Source organism: Macrococcus hajekii (assembly GCF_004359505.1).
GTDB classification, from domain to species: Bacteria; Bacillota; Bacilli; order Staphylococcales; family Staphylococcaceae; genus Macrococcus; species Macrococcus hajekii.
In genome coordinates, this window is the sequence record NZ_SCWE01000001.1 from 583,049 (window position 1) to 603,009 (window position 19,961).

The following is a 19,961-nucleotide window of genomic DNA, read 5'->3' on the forward strand; positions in this document are numbered from 1 at the left end:
CATCCTCTATTTTGTTAAAACGTACTGTTCAATGATATCTGCTATACCATCATGATCATTATCTGCAGTCACTATATCCGCCACTGATTTAATCGTGTCATTTGCATTACCCATTGCAACACCTAGCCCTGCGAATTCTATCATGTTTTTATCATTATCGCTGTCACCGAATGCAATGATCTCTTCTCTCTGAATATCCAGTTCCTCAGCCAGTTCTTTCAATATGACCCCTTTTGATACACCTTTAGCAATAAACTCAAGGAAATAAGGTTTTGACGTTGTCGCATGAATATCGTCATTAAGTCGCCCATCTAAATCACGATCAGCCTGACTGATCTTATCCTCAAAATCTACTGCCATTGCTTTAGGTACAAAGCCTTGAACATAGTCCTTCAAGTTATCCACTTTCTTCATGGGCAGACCCGTTAGTTCATGCTCACGGTTCATATAAGCATGGCTACCCTCATAGACAATTTCTTCATCTACATAGGTGATGATAAAGATGTTGTTCTCCTGACAGTAATCATAAACCTGATCGAACTGGTCTTTCGACAATGAGCGTTCTTTTTTGATTGACATATCCTTCATTGCAGTGAGTCTTGCGCCATTATAACTCATAATATATGACTCCCGTTGATCAAGTTCAAGAATTTTTGCATCTTTCACCATACCAGAAGTGGGACGTCCTGATGCAAGCATCACTTTAACGCCTTGATTCTGTGCAGCCATTAACGCCTCCCGTGTTCTATCTGACATGACATTACTTGATGTCATTAATGTATCGTCCATATCCAGTGCTATTAATTTATACATTATTCCAGCTCCTCGCGTATTTATCTATATCGTATCATAGGCGAACAGAATTCGCCGTCATTATAAGTCAGCCATAGACAAAAGGACGTCCATTGAGACGTCCTATATTTTCAATGTCTGGCCGAGCAGCCACTCTATTTTCATTTTATCAAGATCCAAATGAGCAAGTTTTTCACGTTTTAGCATACCGTGATCTAAATAATCAATAAAGATATCTGTCCCAAACAACTGGTGGTGAATATGAAAAATCTCCTTTGTAGCAGAGAAGCGCTGAATCATCTGCAGCAGTGCCGATTTTTTTTCATCAGCCCAGTTCTTAGTATGATGGACATGGAAAATGACAATAGGTTCATCGTCAGGTAAAGCAGTTAAAGTCTTTTCAAGAAGTTCAAGTTCATTACCTTCAAGAAGTTCGACCGGATGATTGTGAAAAATCTCTCGTGCCTTCAATAGATTTTTTCTTCTTTTTAACTCTTCCGGATAAAATTGACTTAACATCCATTTGAAGTCACTATCCTCTTCAATTTTTATCACTTCCTCAGAAATACCAACTTTATAATGAGGATGTTCAAGAGGCACTAGGTAATCGTAAGGATAACCTTTGATTTTCATTTTAATATTGATGTCTTCATTAAATCCAACTTTATATTCCTTGTTAAAAGTATAGCCATACCAGTCAAAGTTCAGCAGCAGACCTGCCTTACTTCCCAGCTCAATGACATTAAATTTCTGTCTGTCACATTCCTCACGAATATAATGAAAAATAGGAACGAGAACTGCTGAGCGCTCTACAATATTTTTCTTTAAATCACCTGTCCGGATCAGCAGCATAATCTCAGCTAAATGAAGCTGGATAAAATGCTTGAAAACTTGATACCCGGTTTCATCAAAAGCAGCAGGCTCATCATTAAAATTTAAATAGTAGCGTCTCAAATCATGCTCATGATCATATAATACAGCAAGCGTCGCCGTCATGAACAAAGGAACAAAATGGCTTGAGATTATCTGAGGTGCCAATATGTCCTTCATGTCCTTATCTTCTGCTAATTTAGAAGCAATAGAACTATACAGTTGACTCTTGTCGCTTATCGCAGTGCTATAGGCCAGCATTAGTTCTTTATATTTTAAAGCCATATTGGTAATCTCCTATCGGCTATTCAATCTTGATTATTAATATACATTACCTTGTTTATTAAGGGTTGAAACACGCCTCGACTTTACAGAGTTCTTCAAGCAAGTCGTCGCTATAAGAAGCAAAAAAATATTGAGCTGCCTGCTCCACTGCCGGTACCATATCTTCTGCTAAACTAAGTCCTACTGAAGTCAGATAAACATTTTTAGCTCGTGTATCTGACCTTGATTCAGCTCGTCTAATTAAACGTCTTGATTCAAGATTCCTTATTATAGTTGATAACGTCATTACATCAATACCTGTATATTGGCTGAGATGGGCCTGTGTTATTCTTTTACCAGGTTCCTGCAGTTCCATCAGACCGCTTAAAACCCGAAATTGCGGGTAAGTAATATCATATCCCTTCAAAATTTTACGGCTCATCGTCGTCCATTCACTTTGTAGTTTCATTAAGTTTTTAACGCCTCTATAACCTTTATCCATAGATTTTCAAACACCTACTTTCATCTATATACTTATATTATAAACACTTATATAATAGCGGTCTACCCCTTTATTACTATTAACATTCAACTACAATATAAAGAAGAGAGCAAGAAAAAAAGCATATTAAAATATGCTTTAAAGAAGTTTTTCCATTACACGGACGTTATAAAAATTACCATTATGATACCCATGTTTTTCAAAAATACCTACCGTTCTAAAACCACTTTTTAAATAGAGTTGATAGGCACTCTCATTAATTTCAAGTACCATCAGTAATAATTTATAAAAATTATTTTCTTTTGCTTCAGATTGTAATGCATTCAATAACAAGCGTCCTACGCCGCGACCCCTCTGATAACGTGCGATATAGATCGAAAATTCAGCAACGCCTTCATAAGCGGCTCTAAAACGGTACGGTTGCAGTGCGGTCCATCCTATTACGACATTCTCGTCTTCAATTACCAGCACCCTATACCTTTCAGCCCTGTCAAACAACCATGCTGTCATTTCTTCTTCAGTTTTACCTCTTGCTTCTAAAGTAGCCACCCCATCTTCAATACCCTGATTATAAATCTCAGTAATGAAGGGAATGTCTCTTAGCTCTGCATGTCGTATATTCAATGATGTTCCTCGCTTTATGATAGTCAGATATAAGATTATTTTAATGCCATCATGAAGTACTGTAAATCAATATTTTGAGCAAAATTTAAAACTTATAAAAAAGCATTCAATTTTTACAATTGTGATAATTCTGCAATATATCAGACTAATATTCATCATCCAATCTTTGCTTCAATAACCATTTCATTTTTTCAGTATCAAACGGTTTATCATTTAATCTGACATAGTCCCAGAAACCATCACCTTTATATCGAGGTATCACATGGACATGAAAATGCACATCAGTATCCATCATAATACCGTTATTCATAGCAACGGTCACCCCTAGCCCCATTTCTTGTTCCAATAGCTTAATCAACCTCTTCTGAATAGCTGCTAAATCTAAAAGCTCTTCATCGTCCAGCTCAATAAAGTTCAGATGATGCTTTTTCGATATAATTAATAGATGACCAGCTTGAATAGGATCAATATCCAATACCACTTTAAAGTAATACGTCTCATGTAAAACATTCTTGTCATTCAAGTCATAACAAAATATACAGTGATTCAAATAATCACCCCTTTTAAAGATTATTTAACACTCGTTAACATCATTAGAACTTTTGCGGCTCATTTATATTTGTGCTATCATATGCAATGTAGAACTATAAGCACTATAAGCACTATAGCCATATAGTTCATACTATTTGCAGTTCTATTCACCACCCATTAAATTCAAAAAATTTAGGAGATGAAAAAATGAACTTCAAAGCATTAACAGGTACATTACTCGCTTCTTCATTATTACTTGCAGCATGTGGAGATACTGAACAATCCGCAGAAGATGCAGGTAAAAAAGTAGAAGAAGCAGCAAAAGAAGCAGGTTCAAAAGCGAAAGATGCAACTAAAGACGCAACTGAAAAAGCGAAAAAAGTCGGAAGTGAAGCCGACGATAAAGCAAAAGAAGTCGGTTCTGAGGCAAAAGATGCCGCTAAAGACTCGGGTGACAAAGCAAAAGAAACAACTAATAATGCGACTGAAAACACTAAAGATGCCGCTAACGATGCGAAAGACAACGTTTCTACAACAGAAGCACCAGCAGCTGATGTTACTACAGAAGCACCTTAAATTATAATGAAACAGAAGGGTTAATAATACTCTTCTTTTTTTGTGAGTTTTAATCTACTCTGCTGATTTTAGACCAGCAGCAATTAAATCGAGAATACTCTTAGATGAGAATGATCACGTTTTAGTCATGGTCGGATTGCCTTCTAAAACAATCTGTGCATCATTGATAGAATAGAAATCGATTATTGAAACACCCTGCATTAATTATGACATCAATCAATGGAAATGACAGACAAAGTCTATGCCCATGTTACACCTAAGATGCAGGTCCAGGCATTAAAAGACTTCGAGAAATACATTAAAAAAGTATGTTGATGTGTCCTAAATGTGTCCTTTCATTAACAATCTCCTCATGGGACACTTAAACTACGCAAAATAAAAATCCCTTGAAGCTATATGCTTCAAGGGTTCATTCATCTTAATACTGTTTAAGGTACTGGTCTCTCTCCCACTCAGATACCTGCATACGGTACATGTCCCACTCAATTGTTTTTGAGTTGATGAACTGACGATAGATGTGTTCGCCTAATGCTTCTTTCATGATGCTGTCGTCTTTCATTGCTTTGATTGCTGTGTAAAGTGTTGATGGTAAATCTTCAATACCTACAGCTTCACGTTCCTCACGGTTCATGTCATAGATGTTTTGATCAACTGGTGCAGGTACTGCTGTTTTGTTCTTAATACCGTCAAGTCCTGCTTGAAGGATTGTTGCAAGCGCCATGTATGGGTTCGCTGCCGGGTCTACTGAACGTACTTCAACACGTGTTGAGATGCCACGTGATGCTGGGATACGTACAAGTGGTGAACGGTTTTGTCCACTCCATGCAACGTAACATGGTGCTTCGTAACCTGGTACTAAACGTTTGTATGAGTTAACAAGCGGGTTACATACTGCTGTAAATCCTCTTGCATGTTTCACGATACCTGCGATGAAGTGACGTGCATCATCTGATAATTCCATTTCACCGTTTGGATCATAGAATGCATTTTCTTTCGGTCCTTTGAACAGTGATACGTTAAAGTGCATCCCTGATCCGCTGACACCGAATAATGGTTTTGGCATAAATGTCGCGTGGAGGTTATGTTTACGAGCGATTGTTTTGACAACCAGTTTGAACGTCTGAATGTTATCACAAGCTGTGATAGCATCAGCATATTTGAAGTCGATTTCGTGCTGTCCTGGTGCAACTTCATGGTGAGATGCTTCAATATCAAATCCCATGTCTTCAAGTTCAAGCACGATATCACGACGGCAGTTTTCACCTAAATCTGTCGGTGCTAAGTCGAAGTAACCTCCGTTATCATTCAGTTCAAGTGTCGGTTCGCCTTTTTCATCCAATTTAAACAGGAAGAATTCTGGTTCTGGTCCTAAGTTGAAGTCTGTGAAGCCCATCTCTTCCATTTCTCTCAGTACACGTTTTAAGTTTGCACGTGGGTCTCCAGAGAATGGCGTACCGTCCGGCTTGTAGATATCACAGATCAAACGTGCCACTTTACCTTTGTCTGAAGTCCATGGGAAGATTACCCATGTATCAAGGTCTGGATACAGTTTCATATCTGATTCTTCAATCCGCACGAATCCTTCGATGGATGAACCATCAAACATCATTTCATTATCCAGCGCTTTTTCAAGCTGACTCACTGGAATCTCCACGTTTTTGATTGTCCCTAAAATGTCAGTGAACTGAAGTCTTAAGAATCGAACATTTTCTTCATTTGCAAAACGGATGATATCTTCTCTCGTAAACTTAGCCATAATAGCCTCCAATATATTAGTTATAAAATCTTGATAAATCCCCGCGGTTAAGTGGTATTCTGCCGGTTGGTGTGAAGATATCCTGATAGATGTCCTCGCGCAGTTTCTTCTCATCTTTCGACAGTTCAACATCATCAAGCATAATCTGCCTGATGCCTTTAATCGTAAAGCCTTTTTCAAGCAGCATTTTGATTTCAAGCAGCCTGTCTAAATCATTCATCGAGAATAATCGCTGGTTGCCTTCTGTCCGCTGTGGAGCCACAAGTTCATGTGTTTCATAGTAGCGAATCTGTCTCGCTGACAGTTCCGTCAATTTCATGACCACACTGATGGGAAATACAGGCATCTGCCTTCTTAACTTATCTGACACCTGTATCGCCTCCTTGCTTACGTCTAATTTAGCATACCTATTCATAAAAAACAAATCCATGTCAGAAAAGCTGACATGGATTTGTTTTTCATCTAATTATGCTTTATTTCTTCTATTTCCAATGATTTAACAGCCTGTATAATGGCAAGCTTGACATGCTCATATGTTAGTCCACCTTGTATATAAGCTTCATAAGGCGCACGAAGCGGACCATCAGCTGTGAGTTCAATTGATGCACCTTGGATGAATGTGCCCGCTGCCATAATGACATCGTCCTCATAGCCTGGCATATAGGCAGGCATCGGCGCAAACTGTGAATTAATAGGACTTGCACTCTGGATGGCCTGACAGAACTTCACCATTTTGACAGCATCATCAAAAGTAACCGATTGAATTAAATCTGTTCTGATATCATCATAGGCTGGACTCGTCTTCATTCCTAACTCACCGAGTAGCGCAGCTGTAAAGACTGCGCCCTTCAGACTTTGACTGACGACATGCGGCGCAAGGAAGAAACCTTGGTACATCTCATGCAGGCTATACAGAGACGCACCCGCCTCTTTTCCAATTCCCGGTGCTGTCAATCTATAGCCGATGCGTTCAATCAAGGCTTGATTGCCTGCAATATAACCCCCGATTTTACAAATACCACCACCCGGGTTTTTAATCAGTGAGCCAGCAATCAAGTCGGCTCCCACCTCAATCGGCTCACGTTCCTCGACAAATTCGCCGTAACAGTTATCAACGAAAATAATTTTATCCGGATAGACGTCTTTAATCTCTGTGATCGCTTTCTCAAGCTGTGCAATGGTGAGTGATGGACGAGAAGCATAGCCTTTAGAACGCTGGATAGCAATCACTTTTGTTTTATTAGTGATACGTTCCAGTACAGTATTGATATCAATTTCGCCATCTTTAAGAGTCACTGTATCATAAGACACACCATTTTCAATCAGCGATCCGATGCCATTGCCGTTGACACCAATCACTTCAAGAAGAGTATCATAAGGCTCACCTGTAATATAAAGAAGTTCATCTCCCGTTGCCAGGTGACTTGCCAGAGCAAGTGTAATAGCATGTGTACCTGAAATGACTTGCGGTCTGACAATAGCATCCTCAGCTTTAAAGACGCGTGCATACAATGCTTCAAGCTGATCTCTTCCAGTATCATCATAGCCATAGCCAAATGTACCGATCAGATCACTTTCAGCGATACGCTGTTCCTGAAATGATGACAGGACTTTCTCCTGATTGACGAGCGCACGTGCTTCGATCGCTTCATGGACTGGTCTTATTTTTTGATCTATTTTCTTAATCAGTTCATTCATCATGTTTTTCTCTCTTTTCTGCCGTTCTATGTACGAGACCACTGTCTTCGCTTGCATATCCATTTACGGTGTAAATTTCATTCGTTTCATCAAAGTCTACAGATTCAACCAGTGTCTCATGCTTAAGTTGACTGATTGTTTTACCATCATCTGATGATACTGAAAGCTCATAGTGCACAAGAAGCGACTTGATAAAGGCACTTAAAGCTGCTTTGACTTCCTTGATATCATCTGGATGACGTGATGAGACGTAACGTGTATCAAATGTCTCTTCTATCAAATCTTTCTCAACAAGGTCTTTTTTATTCAGCAGTGTCAGCACAGGAATATCTGCCATATCCAGTGACTTAAGCAGCTCATTAACGGTCTCAATATGTCCTTTATAGTTCGGATGACTGCGGTCCACAACATGAATCAGTACATCTGCATATTTAGCTTCTTCCAGTGTAGAGCTGAATGCCTCTACTAAATGTGTCGGCAGATGCTGAATAAAACCTACCGTATCAGATAATAATACCTGAAAGCCATCATTGATAGAGAGCATCTTGGACTTAGGATCAAGCGTTGCAAACAACAGATTCTCTTCATACGTTTCACTATCAGTGAGCTGGTTGAACCATGATGACTTACCCGCATTAGTATAGCCGACGAGCGCTACTTGAAAGACTTGATTTCTCTTCCGGTTTTCACGATAACGGGAACGATGTTTTTTGATTTCATCGAGCTGGCCTTTTATATCGTGAATTCTCGAGCGAATATGCCGTCTGTTCGTTTCAAGTTTTGTTTCACCCGGTCCTCTTGTCCCGATTCCGCCACCGAGACGAGACAGACTGATGCCATGACCAGCCAGTCGCGGAAGCAGATATTCATTCTGTGCCAGTTCGACTTGTAGCTGCCCTTCACGTGAGCGGGCGCGCTGCGCGAATATATCAAGAATAAGCTGCGTACGGTCAATCACTTTCTCACCACATATTTCTGCCAGGTGCTTAGATTGGCTTGTCGTCAGTTCATCATTAACGATGACAACATCAAATTCAATATCTTCCCTATCCTTTAGTTCTACAATTTCTTCGATTCGCCCTTTACCTAGATATGTTTTAGTATCTGCACGATCTCTTGGCTGGACGAATGTCTCGACCACTTCTAAACCAGCTGTCTCACAGAGTGACACAATTTCACTGAGAGATTCTGTAAATTCAAATTTGTCACCTGATTTAACCTGTACACTTAAAATAATAACGCGTTCCTGTTCTTTTTTCGTTTCATTCATTTTATGCTCAGTCAATTTAACACCTCTCTTATTTCCTATTCATTCTTTCTAAAACCGACGCTATAATCGATTCTGTTGACTGCTGTTCTGTATCGTACCAATATAAATCCATCTGATTATGGAACCAGGTCATCTGACGTTTTGCAAATCTTCTTGAATTTTGTTTAAGTTTCTCTTTAGCCTCTTGTAATGCCAGTTCATTGTTCAAGTAGCTGATAATCTCTTTATAACCGATTGCTGTCATGCTTCTCGCATTCTCATATCCTGCTGCCTTCAGTTTGCTGACTTCTTCAAGCAGTCCCGCTTCTATCATCTTATCAACACGCTGATTAATACGTTGATATAAATTTGAGCGCTCTCTGGTCAGACCGATGAGCGTCACATCGTAGCAATCAACAATCTGATTGCGTCTCGTCTGATTCGTGATTGAGGTCTGATGAAGATGGTAATAAGTAAGCGCTCTTAATACACGTTGCTGATTATTGCGATGAATGACCTGTGCGGCTGACGGATCCACTTTCTGAAGCAACTCAAAGCGTTCATCAGCTGTCATCGCTTCAAACTGCTTTTCATATTCTTTAGCTGCATCCTGATTTTCATCTGTGAAGCCGTAATCAAAAAGTACAGACTGAATATAAAGTCCGGTTCCGCCGACTATCATCGGGACATGACCTCTGTTATGAATCTCAATAATTAGTTTTTCTGTCATTTGTTTAAATTGAGCGGCCGAATAACTTTCATCTGGATTTAATATATCAATCAAATGGTGCGGTATACCGTCCATCTCTTCATACGTTATCTTAGCAGAACCGATATCCATGCCTTTATAAACTTGTATGGCATCTCCGCTAATAATTTCTCCGTCAATCTTCTTTGCAAGTTCAATACTAAGCGCCGTCTTACCGACTGCTGTGGGACCGACTATCACCACCAGTGGTATGCTAGACATGTTTCACCTGCTGCAGCCAGACAAAAATTCTGTTCAATACGTCAGTCTGATTCTTCTCAAATAACACTTCATGTCTTGCATCACTATAAAGCTGAATAGTTACATGATCCATGCCGGCCCGTTTATATAATTTACCCAATTTTTCGATTCCTTTACCGAAGTTTGAAAACGCATCATCCTTACCCGAAACAAGAAGAATCGGCATCTTATGATTCATTTTCTTCAACTGTTTCCGCGTCTGAGTCTTTTTCATCGTACTCAGTATTTCTTTATAAGCATTCAGAGACATCTTAAACCCTGTCAATTCATCATTAATAAAAGACTGGACATTTTCAGGATTACGGCTTAACCAGTCACTATCAGTAGTCAGTGGTCTGAATTTTTTATTGAATGTTTTCAACGTAGCTTTATTGGCAAATTCACTCTTATACCTTCCACCTTTAACGGCAATCAGGTTTCTCAGCATATTAAGCGCGAGCTGCATCTTATGATCAAAAAAGCTTGTGCCACTTAAAATGAGCGTATCCATCACATCTGGATGAAGTTCTGCATAGTGTCTCGCCACAATTGAACCCATAGAATGTCCCATAACTGTCACCGGCAGGCCATCGACTTTAAATGACTGCAGGATTTCCTCTGAGTGTCTCACTAATTGATCCATACTCTCAAAGTGCCCTCTGTCCTCATCAGTCACAAGTGCGCCGTGACCGGCATGATTATGTATGATTACTTTATAACCCATCGTCTTAAAATACTGTCCTAAGTCCTGATAACGATCCCTATGCTCTGCCATCCCGTGCAGGAACTGCAGCGTTCCTACAGGCTCTTCCGGGCAGAAAATGGCCACTTCAGTCTGATGATTATCTGCTAATGTAACGGTAAATTTATCCATGATCTACCTCCTTAAACTCTACTATATCCTACATTATCGTATAAAAAAAGGGGCCGTAAGCCCCTGTGGTCATTATTCAACTGATACTTGAACAGAAGGTGTTGTTGCTTCTTCAATCAGCTGTTCAAGTTCAGTCGTATATTCATTTTTCTCTGCCTCAGTGTAGTTCAGAATGTCGGCCATCAAATTGATGACTGTATCTTTATACTGTCTGACAAGCTGGATATCGAAATAGAGTGAACCTGTACGTCTGACGAAAAAGTCAGATGGTTTAAGCACCATTTCATGCTGAATGCTGTAAATCAGCTGAGCATAGACACTTAAAGGTAAGCCTTTAACAATCTTCTCATTCTGGATATGAGCGATATTGAATAATGCCGGCGCATTAGAGCCATAGCGATTAATCAGTGTCTCCATCTCGGTCTGTGATAAGTGGTTCACTTTCACCGCATTAAGAAGTTTAGCCTTGTAAAGTTCAAAGCCTTTTGAACCACCGACATCTCCCCCGGAAATCGTCAAATGTCTAGTACGGCATGGTGCGAATTCAAGATTGAATTCTTCTTTCAATCTTGCTGCTACGCGGTCAACAATATCTTCAGCCATGTGACGATAGCCCGTTAATTTACCACCTGCAATCGTCAGTAGACCTGATTTACCTTCCCAGATTTCATCTTTACGAGAAATTTCTGAAGGATCTTTACCTTCTTCTAAAATCAATGGACGAATGCCAGCCCACGTAGATTCGATATCATGATCTGTGACATTTACAGTCGGGAACATATAATTAATCGCCTCTACTAAGTAATTTCGGTCTTCCTGTGTCACTTTTGGATGTGCCTTATCCTGATTATAGAAGGTATCTGTAGTTCCTACATATGTCTTGCCATCACGCGGAATAGCAAATATCATACGTTTATCCTGCTCAGTATCAAAGTAAACAGCTTGTTTAAGCGGAAAGACACTGTTGTCAAACACTAAGTGAACCCCTTTTGTCAGGCGCAGTTGTTTATTGTTTTTAGTGTAGTCATCTTCACGCACGGCATCTACCCATGGTCCTGAAGCATTAACTACTTTTTTACCCAGCAGTTCAAATTCTTCACCCGTTATCATATCCTGTGCATTAATACCGATGACTTTCATTTTACTATTGTATACAAAACCTGTTGATTTCGTATAATTCAGGACATCTGCGCCCATCTCAACAGCACGTTTCATTACTTCAATCGTCATACGGGCGTCGTCAGTACGATACTCGACATAGTAGCCTCCACCTTTTAAACCCTCACGTTTAACTAATGGTTCACGGTCAATAGTCTGCTTGCTGCTCAACATTTTACGTGTTTCTTCTTTTTTAACATCCGCAAGGAAATCATACACCTTAAGGGCTATCGAAGTGGTCACAGGACCGAATGTACCGCCTTTATGCATCGGCAGTAACATAAATTCAGGTGTAGTGACATGAGGACCATTTTCATATACTATAGCGCGTTCCTTACCCGTCTCAGCAACTACACCGACCTGCAGTTGCTTCAAATATCTCAGACCACCATGCACGAGTTTAGTTGAACGTGAGCTCGTACCTGCAGCAAAGTCCTGCATTTCAACAAGTGCCACTTTCATCCCGCGCTGTGTAGCATCCAGTGCGATTCCCGCACCTGTAATACCGCCGCCTATAACAACTACGTCATATTCGTTATTTTTCATCTTATTCATTACATGTTGTCTGTACAGATTAGAAAATGTCATAATAAGTTCCTCCTGTTAAAAAAATTGAGACTCTGCCTACATCACTGTATTCAAAGTCTCAATTCTCGTCTATTTATTAACTTATTCTTATTATACCACCAATTGCATCTTTTATTCCTTATTTTGCTTTTTACGTTTGAAAACTTGGGTCGCTTTAACAGCTGACTGCCATCCTTCATATAATTCTTCTCGCTCGTCTTCTTTCATTTCAGGACAGAATTCTTTTTCAAGCTTCCAGCGATCTTTAATTTCATTTTTAGAAGACCAGTATCCAACGGCAAGACCAGCTAGATATGCTGCACCGAGTGCTGTTGTCTCATTCACTTCAGGGCGCTGTACAGGCACGCTTAAAATATCTGACTGGAACTGCATCAGGAAGTCATTCTTAACAGCACCACCGTCCACTCTTAATGTCTGAAGTTCGATACCTGAGTCCTTCTCCATCGCATCCAGTACATCGCGTGTCTGATATGCAAGAGATTCAAGGGTTGCACGGATAAAATGCTCTTTCTCCGTTCCACGAGTCAGACCAAATACCGCACCGCGTGCTTCAGAATCCCAGTACGGTGTACCCAGTCCAACAAAAGCAGGCACAATATATACACCTTCAGTTGAAGTCACACGCTTCGCATAATTTTCAGATTCAGGCGCTTTGCGAATCATACGCATACCATCACGTAACCACTGAATCGCACTACCTGCAACAAAAATAGAACCCTCCAGTGCATAATACACCTTACCGTCGATACCATAAGCAAGTGTGGTCAGCAGGCCACTTTCGGATTTCACAGCTTTTTCACCGGTATTCATCAGCATAAAGCAGCCTGTACCGTATGTGTTCTTAGCTTCACCTTCCTGGAAACAGGCCTGACCAAATAGTGCAGCCTGCTGGTCACCTGCAATACCTGCGATCGGAATAGTCTGACCGAAGAAATGGTGACCGACTGTTTCACCATAAACTTCACTGGACGGTTTAACTTCCGGCAGCATAGTCTTTGGAACAGTTAAATGTTCCAGCAATTCATCATCCCATTCCAGGTCATAAATGTTATACATCAATGTACGACTAGCATTTGAATAGTCAGTCACATGTGCTTTACCGCCCGTTAACTTCCAGACTATCCAGGTGTCAATTGTACCGAATAACAAATCACCTTGTTCAGCCTTTTCACGTGCACCTTCAACGTGGTCAAGAATCCATTTTACTTTCGTGCCTGAGAAATAAGGATCTAAAAGCAGACCTGTTTTATCCCTGAATGTCTGTTCTAAACCTTGTTCTTTCAATTCATCACAAATATCCTGAGTCTGTCTTGATTGCCAGACAATGGCATTGTGAATCGGGCGTTCTGTATGCTTATCCCAGACCACAGCCGTTTCACGCTGATTTGTGATGCCGATAGCTGCGATTTGACTTGGTTTAATATTTGTATCGACTAAGACATCTGACATAGTCGATAAGACAGTCTGCCAGATTTCATTTGCGTTATGTTCTACCCAGCCGCTATGCGGGAAGTGCTGCTTAAATTCACGTTGTGCAACACCTACAACCTGGCCTTCCTTATCAAATAGCATGGACCTTGTACTCGTTGTACCCTGATCAATCGATAATATATATTGTTTCATAGAAAACGCTCCTTTTTTACAGTAGTTTAGCTTGCTGTCCTTTTAAAACAGTTTTATTCATCACAAATCCAAGTACAATCGTTAAAGCAGTAACCAGTAATGAAATCCAGCCGATCATCTCTATCTCGCCTTTGAAGAGCAGATGATAAAGCGTGGCCCCCAGCATACCGCCTGCAATCGGTCCGAGTACAGGGACAATAGCGTATGCCCAGTTCGAAGACCCTTTACCTGGAATCGGTAGAATAGCATGTGCCAGTCTCGGTCCGAGGTCACGCGCTGGATTGATTGCATAACCTGTTGTGCCTCCAAGACTTAAGCCGATCGCAACAATTAAAGCACCAACGATTAATGGATTCAATCCATCCGTAAACTTGTTGGCACCGATAAATAATAAGCCCATTACGAGAATCGTTGTGCCGATAATCTCAGAAATAAAATTCGCAACATAATTAGGATATGCAGGTCCTGTACTGAAGACACCGAGTTTTGTGCCAACATCTTCTTCCGCTTTAAAATGCGGCATAAAGTGCAACCAAGTCAGTAGCGCACCCAGCATGGCACCTAACATCTGCGCTGCTATATACATCGGTACTTTTTCCCATGGAAAGGCACCATCTACAGCGAGACCAATCGATACTGCCGGATTCAGGTGAGCGCCTGTAATACTGCCAACAGCATAGACACCCATTACAACGGCAAGGCCCCAGCCAAATGCGATGACAATCCAGCCACCATTATTAGCATAGCTTCCTTTTAAATTAACATTCGCACATACACCTGCACCAAAAAGAATGAGAATAGCTGTGCCTACTAATTCCGCTAAAAATTCACTCATATATTCACTCCCTTTATTGTTAGCCAACTAGACGCAAAATAAGACCCTATAGTAAATCAGATGATTTATTATAGGGGTCTCATGTCTCCGTCATTTATTAACTTGTGTTCTATCATAGCTAAATATGAAACCGCTGTCAAATATCACGTTCAACACCTGACCATAAATGACAATTACTTGTTGTCACTGCGTAAGCCCCATCAGCTAATGCCAGTGCGACTTCATCCGGCGTATCAATCAAGCCGCCCGCTATAATCCGTTTATCCGTCTTTTTACGCACTTCTTTAATCACTTTAGATGCTATACCCGGTAATACTTCGATGTAATCCGCTTCTGTCTGTTCAATAATAGAAATGCTCCGTGCGAGTGCACTTGAGTCGATGATAAAGACACGTAAAATTGTCTTAACACCTAACTGCTTAGCCTTATTGATGGTCTTCTGCTTCGTTGAGATGATGCCGTACGGCTTATATTTCTGAATGATATATTCAACCGCTGCATCTTCAGTAGACAGGCCTTTAATCAAGTCAATATGAATAAAGACTTGTTTATCTTTAAGCAGCGATAGAACATTGGATAAATGTCCGATATGTGTATCCAGGATGACACACTGCTTATAAGGTGTCTGACTGAATTTCTCAATATCCTTAAAATCTTTTAATGCTGGTAATATCATTTACATCACCCTCTTAAACATTTTTTCAAGCTCATAAGTCGTATATTTAATGGTAATTGGCCGGCCATGTGGACATGTGAAAGGTTCACTCGTATGTGCCAGTTCTTCTAATAGACGACTCATATCTTCCTTACGTAGATAGTGGTTCGCTTTAATCGACTTTTTACAGCTCATCATAATCGCTGTATCTTCTCTGAACTTATTTAAATCAACTTTTTGATGCTGAAGGCAGTATTCCACTATATCTTTAATGGTCTCCTCCGCATCTCCCGGGAACCAGGTAGGTACTGCCTGGACGATATAATCACTACCGCCGAAACTTTCCAGTTCGAGACCTACTTCAGCTAAATCATCTCGATGTTTCTCGATGCGCAGCGCTTCATCTTTAGTGAAATTGAGCGTAATCGGCACAAGAAGTGACTGCACATGATGTTCCACCTCGCCCATACGTTCCCTGAAATATTCATATTTGATTCTTTCCTGCGCAGCATGCTGGTCAATCATAAACATCCCTTCATCATTCTGTGCAATGATATAGGTGCCGTGCACTTGCCCGACGACTTCCATATAAGGCAGTCGTCTTTCTTTTACTGGTTGTTCAGGCTGCTCTGAGATAGACTGTTCCTCATTAAAAGTGACAATAGCAGACTCTTTGATTTCTTCCCTATCTTCATCAGCAGGTTCATGATTAACTGCGAGCTGTTCATGGCTGACTGCCGGTTCTTCAATTACTGCTTCCTCTTTAATTTCCGTCACTTCCACCGGTCGGGTCTGTTCATATATAAAGCGCTGCTGTTCAAACTTCTCAAGCACTTTATTCTGTTTCGGTACAGTCATTTCCGGAATAAGACTCTCACCGAGAAGTGCTTCTTTAATCAGGTTTGTAATTAAAGTCATCAATTCAGGTTCTTTTGATAATCTGACTTCCTGTTTAGTCGGATGCACATTGACATCAACTAAACCAGGATCCATCGTAATATCTATCGCTACTACTGGATAGCGTCCAATAGGCAGCAATGTATGATAACCGGCAATAATAGCTTTGGTCAGCATAAAGTTTTTGATATAGCGACCATTGATAAAAAGTGACATATAATGTCTATTAGCTCTCGTATGCTCAGGTCTCGCAACGCGACCCGTCACTTTATAGTCACCAGTCTCACCGGATATGGCTACTAGATCTCTAGCAATAGTCAAGCCATAGACTTGAGCCATCACTTCATTTAACTTGCCATTACCTGAAGTCTGCAGTACCGTCTTATCTTCTGATTGCAGTGTGAAGCGGATATGACTGTGACTCATTGCAAACCGATTCATAATGTCCGTAATCTTCCCGAGTTCGGTATGCAGACTCTTTACATACTTCAGACGTGCCGGTGTGTTATAAAAAAGGTCTTCAACAATGATTTCAGTCCCTTTTTTAGCTCGAGTCAGTGATTCTTCGATAATCTCACTATTCTCCACCTTGACCATATGACCGACCGTATTATCTGCGCACGTCTTGAGCGTCACCCGACTGACCGACGTGATACTGGCAAGGGCCTCACCTCTGAATCCAAGGGTACGAATGTGGAAGAGATCATGATTTGTATGAATCTTGCTTGTCGCATGCCGCCCGAATGCCAGTGGAATATCTTCTTCCTGAATTCCACTGCCGTTATCCGATACCGCGATAGACTGAAGTCCCGCTTCTCTGACTTTAACCGTTATAGTGTCAGCACCGGCATCAATTGCATTCTCAACGAGCTCTTTGACAACAGAGGCGGGTCTTTCAACTACTTCACCTGCTGCAATCTTATTCGCCAATTGGATATCAAGTTCCTGTATTTGACCCATTATTTCACCTACTTCAATTGATCTTGGAGTGATTGAAGCTTAAGTAATGCCTCAATCGGTGTCATACGTGCAATATCCAACTGTTTAAGTTCATCTTCTATACCACTGCTAAATAAATCAAATGATAGCTGCGGTGTCTCATTGATTTGCTGTGGTTGTTCTTTCACTTCATAAGTCTGTTTTGGCGTATTCTCAAACTGCTGCAGAATCTTGTTAGCTCTTTCTATGACTTCTGGCGGCAATTGTGCCAGTTTAGCAACATGTATACCATAACTATTCTCCACAGCACCTGGCATAATTTTATGAAGAAAAATCAGTTCACCGTTATATTCCTTAGCTGCGACGTGAACATTCTCAAGCCCGGATAATTCATTTTCAAGCTCGACTAATTCATGATAATGCGTCGAAAATAATGTCTTGGCCTTAATATGATCATGAACATATTCAATCATCGCCTGCGCCAGACTAAGTCCGTCATAAGTTGAAGTCCCGCGCCCGATCTCATCAAAGATAATCAGGCTATCCTGCGTCGCATTTTTAAGCGCATTTCGTGCCTCCAGCATCTCCACCATAAAAGTACTCTGACCTGAGACGAGATCATCCGCCGCACCAATACGCGTGAAAATCTGATCAAAGACAGGCAGTTCCGCAGCTTGACAAGGTACATATGAGCCCATCTGAGCCATAATACTGATCAATGCTACTTGTCGCATATACGTACTTTTACCTGACATATTAGGTCCTGTAATCAAGTCAATATATTGTGTTTCATCAAGACGGCAGTCGTTCGGTACATACTCTTCTTTTGACATGACCTGTTCAACGACCGGATGTCTGGAGTCGGTTAATGCAAGCGTCCTTTGAGTGAATGTCGGTCTGATATAAGCGTTCTGTGTCGCTACCTGGCTGAAATTTTGCAGGCAGTCGAGTTCGGCTAAACGTCTGGCAATTAATTTAAGAGGGATTGTATATGCTTTCACTCGTTCTCTCAGTTCCATAAATAAGCGATATTCAAGATCAATCATTTTCTCTTCTGCACCCAGAATTAGTGCTTCTTTCTCTTTTAAATCCTCGGTGATAAATCGCTCAGCATTCGTTAAGGTCTGCTTGCGCACATAACCGAACTGCTCCGCATCAAATTGATGCAGATTCGCTTTAGATATTTCAATATAATAACCGAACACTTTATTAAAGGAGACCTTTAAAGAACGAATACCGGTGCGTGTACGTTCAGACTGCTGCATCTCATTCAGCCATGCCTTACCATTTTTAGAGGCATCACGGTATTCATCGAGCTGTGTATCATAGCCCATCTTGAACAAACCACCGTCTTTAATGGATATAGGTGCAGGCTCTTCTAATCCTGCCAGTAGTTCTACAAGTGATAATACCTCTTCTACAGGTACTGCGGTCATACCTATTGTCAACAGAATGTCATTGATGGCAGGTAACTGTTCAATTGAATATTTGAGCTGAATTAAATCTTTGGCATTTGCATTACCGAAACTGACACGTCCTACAAGACGTTCAATATCATAAACATCTGCAAGTCGTTCTCTAAGAGAAGCTCTCTCAAAAAAATGATCATTCAGCAGTTCAACCTGTTCATGTCTTCTTTTAATATCTTCAAGTTTGATCAGCGGTCGTTCAATCCATTCTTTCTGCAGACGGTGACCCATCGGTGTTTTCGTTTCATTGAAAATAGACAGCAACGTTCCCTTTTTCGTTTTTAATCGAATGCTTTCCGTTAACTCAAGGTTGCGTTTAGCATACATATCAAGCCGCATATAATCAACTGCATGATAATAGACTGCATTTTCAATATGGGTCAAATCACGTTTCTGAGTCGCTGTGACATAATCAAATAATAATCTTACAGTCTGTTTTGATGCAGCCGCCAGCTCTTCTGCCTGTTTCGGTATATCATCACGAGTCGCTTCATGGACTGAGATTACGTTTGTAATCTGCTGAATTTTTTCGAGTAATGCAGGTTCCAGCTCGACATCTACAATAATTTCACTCGGTTTAATACTAGCCAGTTCATTGTATAGAATCTCTTCTGTACACTGCGTCACTTTAAGTTCGCCCGTTGAAATATCAGCATAAGCAATATGGAAGTCACGTTCACGGGTCATCGCCATCAAGTAATTGTTTGAGGTTTCATCAAGAGAACCGTCCATGACAGTACCCGGCGTGATAATCTGAACGACTTCACGCTTCACCATCCCCTTGACTTCACGCGGATTCTCCATCTGCTCACAAATCGCCACTTTAAATCCTTTGTCAATCAGCTTTTCTATATAGCCTTTTGCTGAATGATATGGCACGCCGCACATAGGTATAGGATTGTTTTTGTCGCGCCTTGTAAGTGTGATTTCGAGTTCACGCGCAGCAGTGACCGCATCATCGTAGAACATCTCATAGAAGTCACCCAGTCTGAAGAAGAGAATACAATCTTCATGCTGAGCTTTAATATCCAGATACTGTGCCATCATCGGTGTCGGTTTCATATCATCATTCC

18 protein-coding genes are annotated in these 19,961 nt (G+C 40.7%); 1 reads left to right on the forward strand and 17 read right to left on the reverse strand.

Going from position 1 to position 19,961, the window contains the following annotated elements; translation table 11 throughout:
• Positions 1–6: 6 nt before the first annotated feature.
• The 5 genes from ERX37_RS03200 to ERX37_RS03220 form a co-directional block, all read right to left on the reverse strand.
• A complete protein-coding gene (locus ERX37_RS03200; protein ID WP_133429193.1) occupies positions 7–813 on the reverse strand; it encodes a Cof-type HAD-IIB family hydrolase in 807 nt (268 codons plus the stop codon).
• 102 nt (positions 814–915) lie between these two features.
• Positions 916–1,947 (reverse strand): DUF2332 family protein, encoded by a 1,032-nt coding sequence (locus ERX37_RS03205; protein ID WP_133429194.1) that lies wholly within the window; start codon positions 1,945–1,947, stop codon positions 916–918.
• A 58-nt stretch (positions 1,948–2,005) separates the two neighbouring features.
• Positions 2,006–2,428, reverse strand: coding sequence for a MarR family winged helix-turn-helix transcriptional regulator (locus tag ERX37_RS03210; protein WP_133429195.1), 423 nt, complete (start codon positions 2,426–2,428; stop codon positions 2,006–2,008).
• Positions 2,429–2,566: 138 nt separating this feature from the next.
• On the reverse strand, positions 2,567–3,052 hold the full coding sequence (locus tag ERX37_RS03215; protein ID WP_133429196.1) for an arsinothricin resistance N-acetyltransferase ArsN1 family A: 486 nt from the start codon (positions 3,050–3,052) through the stop codon (positions 2,567–2,569).
• 145 nt (positions 3,053–3,197) lie between these two features.
• Positions 3,198–3,602, reverse strand: a complete 405-nt coding sequence (locus ERX37_RS03220; protein ID WP_133429197.1) for an HIT family protein — start codon at positions 3,600–3,602, stop codon at positions 3,198–3,200.
• Between the two features lie 188 nt (positions 3,603–3,790).
• Between ERX37_RS03220 and ERX37_RS03225 the strand changes: the two genes are divergently transcribed.
• Positions 3,791–4,159 carry a hypothetical protein gene (locus tag ERX37_RS03225; protein WP_133429198.1) on the forward strand — a complete coding sequence of 123 codons (369 nt, stop codon included), beginning with the start codon at positions 3,791–3,793 and terminating at the stop codon, positions 4,157–4,159.
• A 418-nt stretch (positions 4,160–4,577) separates the two neighbouring features.
• Here the strand turns inward: ERX37_RS03225 and glnA are convergent, their stop codons facing one another.
• The 12 genes from glnA to mutS form a co-directional block, all read right to left on the reverse strand.
• Positions 4,578–5,915: a type I glutamate--ammonia ligase gene (gene glnA / locus ERX37_RS03230; protein WP_133429199.1), complete on the reverse strand. Its 1,338-nt coding sequence runs from the start codon at positions 5,913–5,915 to the stop codon at positions 4,578–4,580.
• A gap of 16 nt (positions 5,916–5,931) precedes the next feature.
• Complete coding sequence (locus tag ERX37_RS03235) at positions 5,932–6,330, reverse strand: MerR family transcriptional regulator (RefSeq protein ID WP_133429200.1); 399 nt, start codon at positions 6,328–6,330, stop codon at positions 5,932–5,934.
• Between the two features lie 47 nt (positions 6,331–6,377).
• Entirely contained in the window at positions 6,378–7,616 is a 1,239-nt protein-coding gene (locus ERX37_RS03240; protein ID WP_133429201.1) for a methionine gamma-lyase family protein, read from the reverse strand.
• Positions 7,606–8,898: a GTPase HflX gene (hflX, locus tag ERX37_RS03245; protein ID WP_229713065.1), complete on the reverse strand. Its 1,293-nt coding sequence runs from the start codon at positions 8,896–8,898 to the stop codon at positions 7,606–7,608. Before hflX ends, ERX37_RS03240 begins: the two co-directional genes overlap by 11 nt.
• A 13-nt stretch (positions 8,899–8,911) precedes the next feature.
• Positions 8,912–9,832: a tRNA (adenosine(37)-N6)-dimethylallyltransferase MiaA gene (gene miaA, locus ERX37_RS03250; protein ID WP_133429202.1), complete on the reverse strand. Its 921-nt coding sequence runs from the start codon at positions 9,830–9,832 to the stop codon at positions 8,912–8,914.
• A complete protein-coding gene (locus tag ERX37_RS03255) occupies positions 9,825–10,724 on the reverse strand; it encodes an alpha/beta fold hydrolase (RefSeq protein ID WP_133429203.1) in 900 nt (299 codons plus the stop codon). Before ERX37_RS03255 ends, miaA begins: the two co-directional genes overlap by 8 nt.
• Positions 10,725–10,796: 72 nt before the next feature.
• Positions 10,797–12,470, reverse strand: a complete 1,674-nt coding sequence (locus ERX37_RS03260) for a glycerol-3-phosphate dehydrogenase/oxidase (RefSeq protein ID WP_133429204.1) — start codon at positions 12,468–12,470, stop codon at positions 10,797–10,799.
• A gap of 111 nt (positions 12,471–12,581) precedes the next feature.
• Positions 12,582–14,093 carry a glycerol kinase GlpK gene (glpK, locus tag ERX37_RS03265; RefSeq protein ID WP_133429205.1) on the reverse strand — a complete coding sequence of 504 codons (1,512 nt, stop codon included), beginning with the start codon at positions 14,091–14,093 and terminating at the stop codon, positions 12,582–12,584.
• 16 nt (positions 14,094–14,109) lie between these two features.
• Positions 14,110–14,928 (reverse strand): MIP/aquaporin family protein, encoded by an 819-nt coding sequence (locus ERX37_RS03270; RefSeq protein ID WP_133429206.1) that lies wholly within the window; start codon positions 14,926–14,928, stop codon positions 14,110–14,112.
• Positions 14,929–15,064: 136 nt separating this feature from the next.
• Complete coding sequence (locus tag ERX37_RS03275; RefSeq protein WP_133429207.1) at positions 15,065–15,604, reverse strand: glycerol-3-phosphate responsive antiterminator; 540 nt, start codon at positions 15,602–15,604, stop codon at positions 15,065–15,067.
• Positions 15,605–17,440 (reverse strand): DNA mismatch repair endonuclease MutL, encoded by a 1,836-nt coding sequence (gene mutL, locus ERX37_RS03280; RefSeq protein ID WP_133429208.1) that lies wholly within the window; start codon positions 17,438–17,440, stop codon positions 15,605–15,607.
• 8 nt (positions 17,441–17,448) lie between these two features.
• Complete coding sequence (gene mutS / locus ERX37_RS03285; RefSeq protein WP_133429209.1) at positions 17,449–19,950, reverse strand: DNA mismatch repair protein MutS; 2,502 nt, start codon at positions 19,948–19,950, stop codon at positions 17,449–17,451.
• Positions 19,951–19,961 lie beyond the last annotated feature (11 nt).

Coding starts and splice junctions, on each gene's coding strand:
- ERX37_RS03260 (WP_133429204.1), bottom strand. CDS start 12,470: ATGACATTTTCTAATCTGTACAGACAACATGTAATGAATAAGATGAAA.
- ERX37_RS03205 (WP_133429194.1), bottom strand. CDS start 1,947: ATGGCTTTAAAATATAAAGAACTAATGCTGGCCTATAGCACTGCGATA.
- ERX37_RS03200 (WP_133429193.1), bottom strand. CDS start 813: ATGTATAAATTAATAGCACTGGATATGGACGATACATTAATGACATCA.
- ERX37_RS03225 (WP_133429198.1), top strand. CDS start 3,791: ATGAACTTCAAAGCATTAACAGGTACATTACTCGCTTCTTCATTATTA.
- ERX37_RS03275 (WP_133429207.1), bottom strand. CDS start 15,604: ATGATATTACCAGCATTAAAAGATTTTAAGGATATTGAGAAATTCAGT.
- mutL (WP_133429208.1), bottom strand. CDS start 17,440: ATGGGTCAAATACAGGAACTTGATATCCAATTGGCGAATAAGATTGCA.
- mutS (WP_133429209.1), bottom strand. CDS start 19,950: ATGAAACCGACACCGATGATGGCACAGTATCTGGATATTAAAGCTCAG.
- ERX37_RS03270 (WP_133429206.1), bottom strand. CDS start 14,928: ATGAGTGAATTTTTAGCGGAATTAGTAGGCACAGCTATTCTCATTCTT.
- glnA (WP_133429199.1), bottom strand. CDS start 5,915: ATGGCTAAGTTTACGAGAGAAGATATCATCCGTTTTGCAAATGAAGAA.
- ERX37_RS03235 (WP_133429200.1), bottom strand. CDS start 6,330: ATGAATAGGTATGCTAAATTAGACGTAAGCAAGGAGGCGATACAGGTG.
- ERX37_RS03255 (WP_133429203.1), bottom strand. CDS start 10,724: ATGGATAAATTTACCGTTACATTAGCAGATAATCATCAGACTGAAGTG.
- ERX37_RS03240 (WP_133429201.1), bottom strand. CDS start 7,616: ATGATGAATGAACTGATTAAGAAAATAGATCAAAAAATAAGACCAGTC.
- ERX37_RS03210 (WP_133429195.1), bottom strand. CDS start 2,428: ATGGATAAAGGTTATAGAGGCGTTAAAAACTTAATGAAACTACAAAGT.
- glpK (WP_133429205.1), bottom strand. CDS start 14,093: ATGAAACAATATATATTATCGATTGATCAGGGTACAACGAGTACAAGG.
- miaA (WP_133429202.1), bottom strand. CDS start 9,832: ATGTCTAGCATACCACTGGTGGTGATAGTCGGTCCCACAGCAGTCGGT.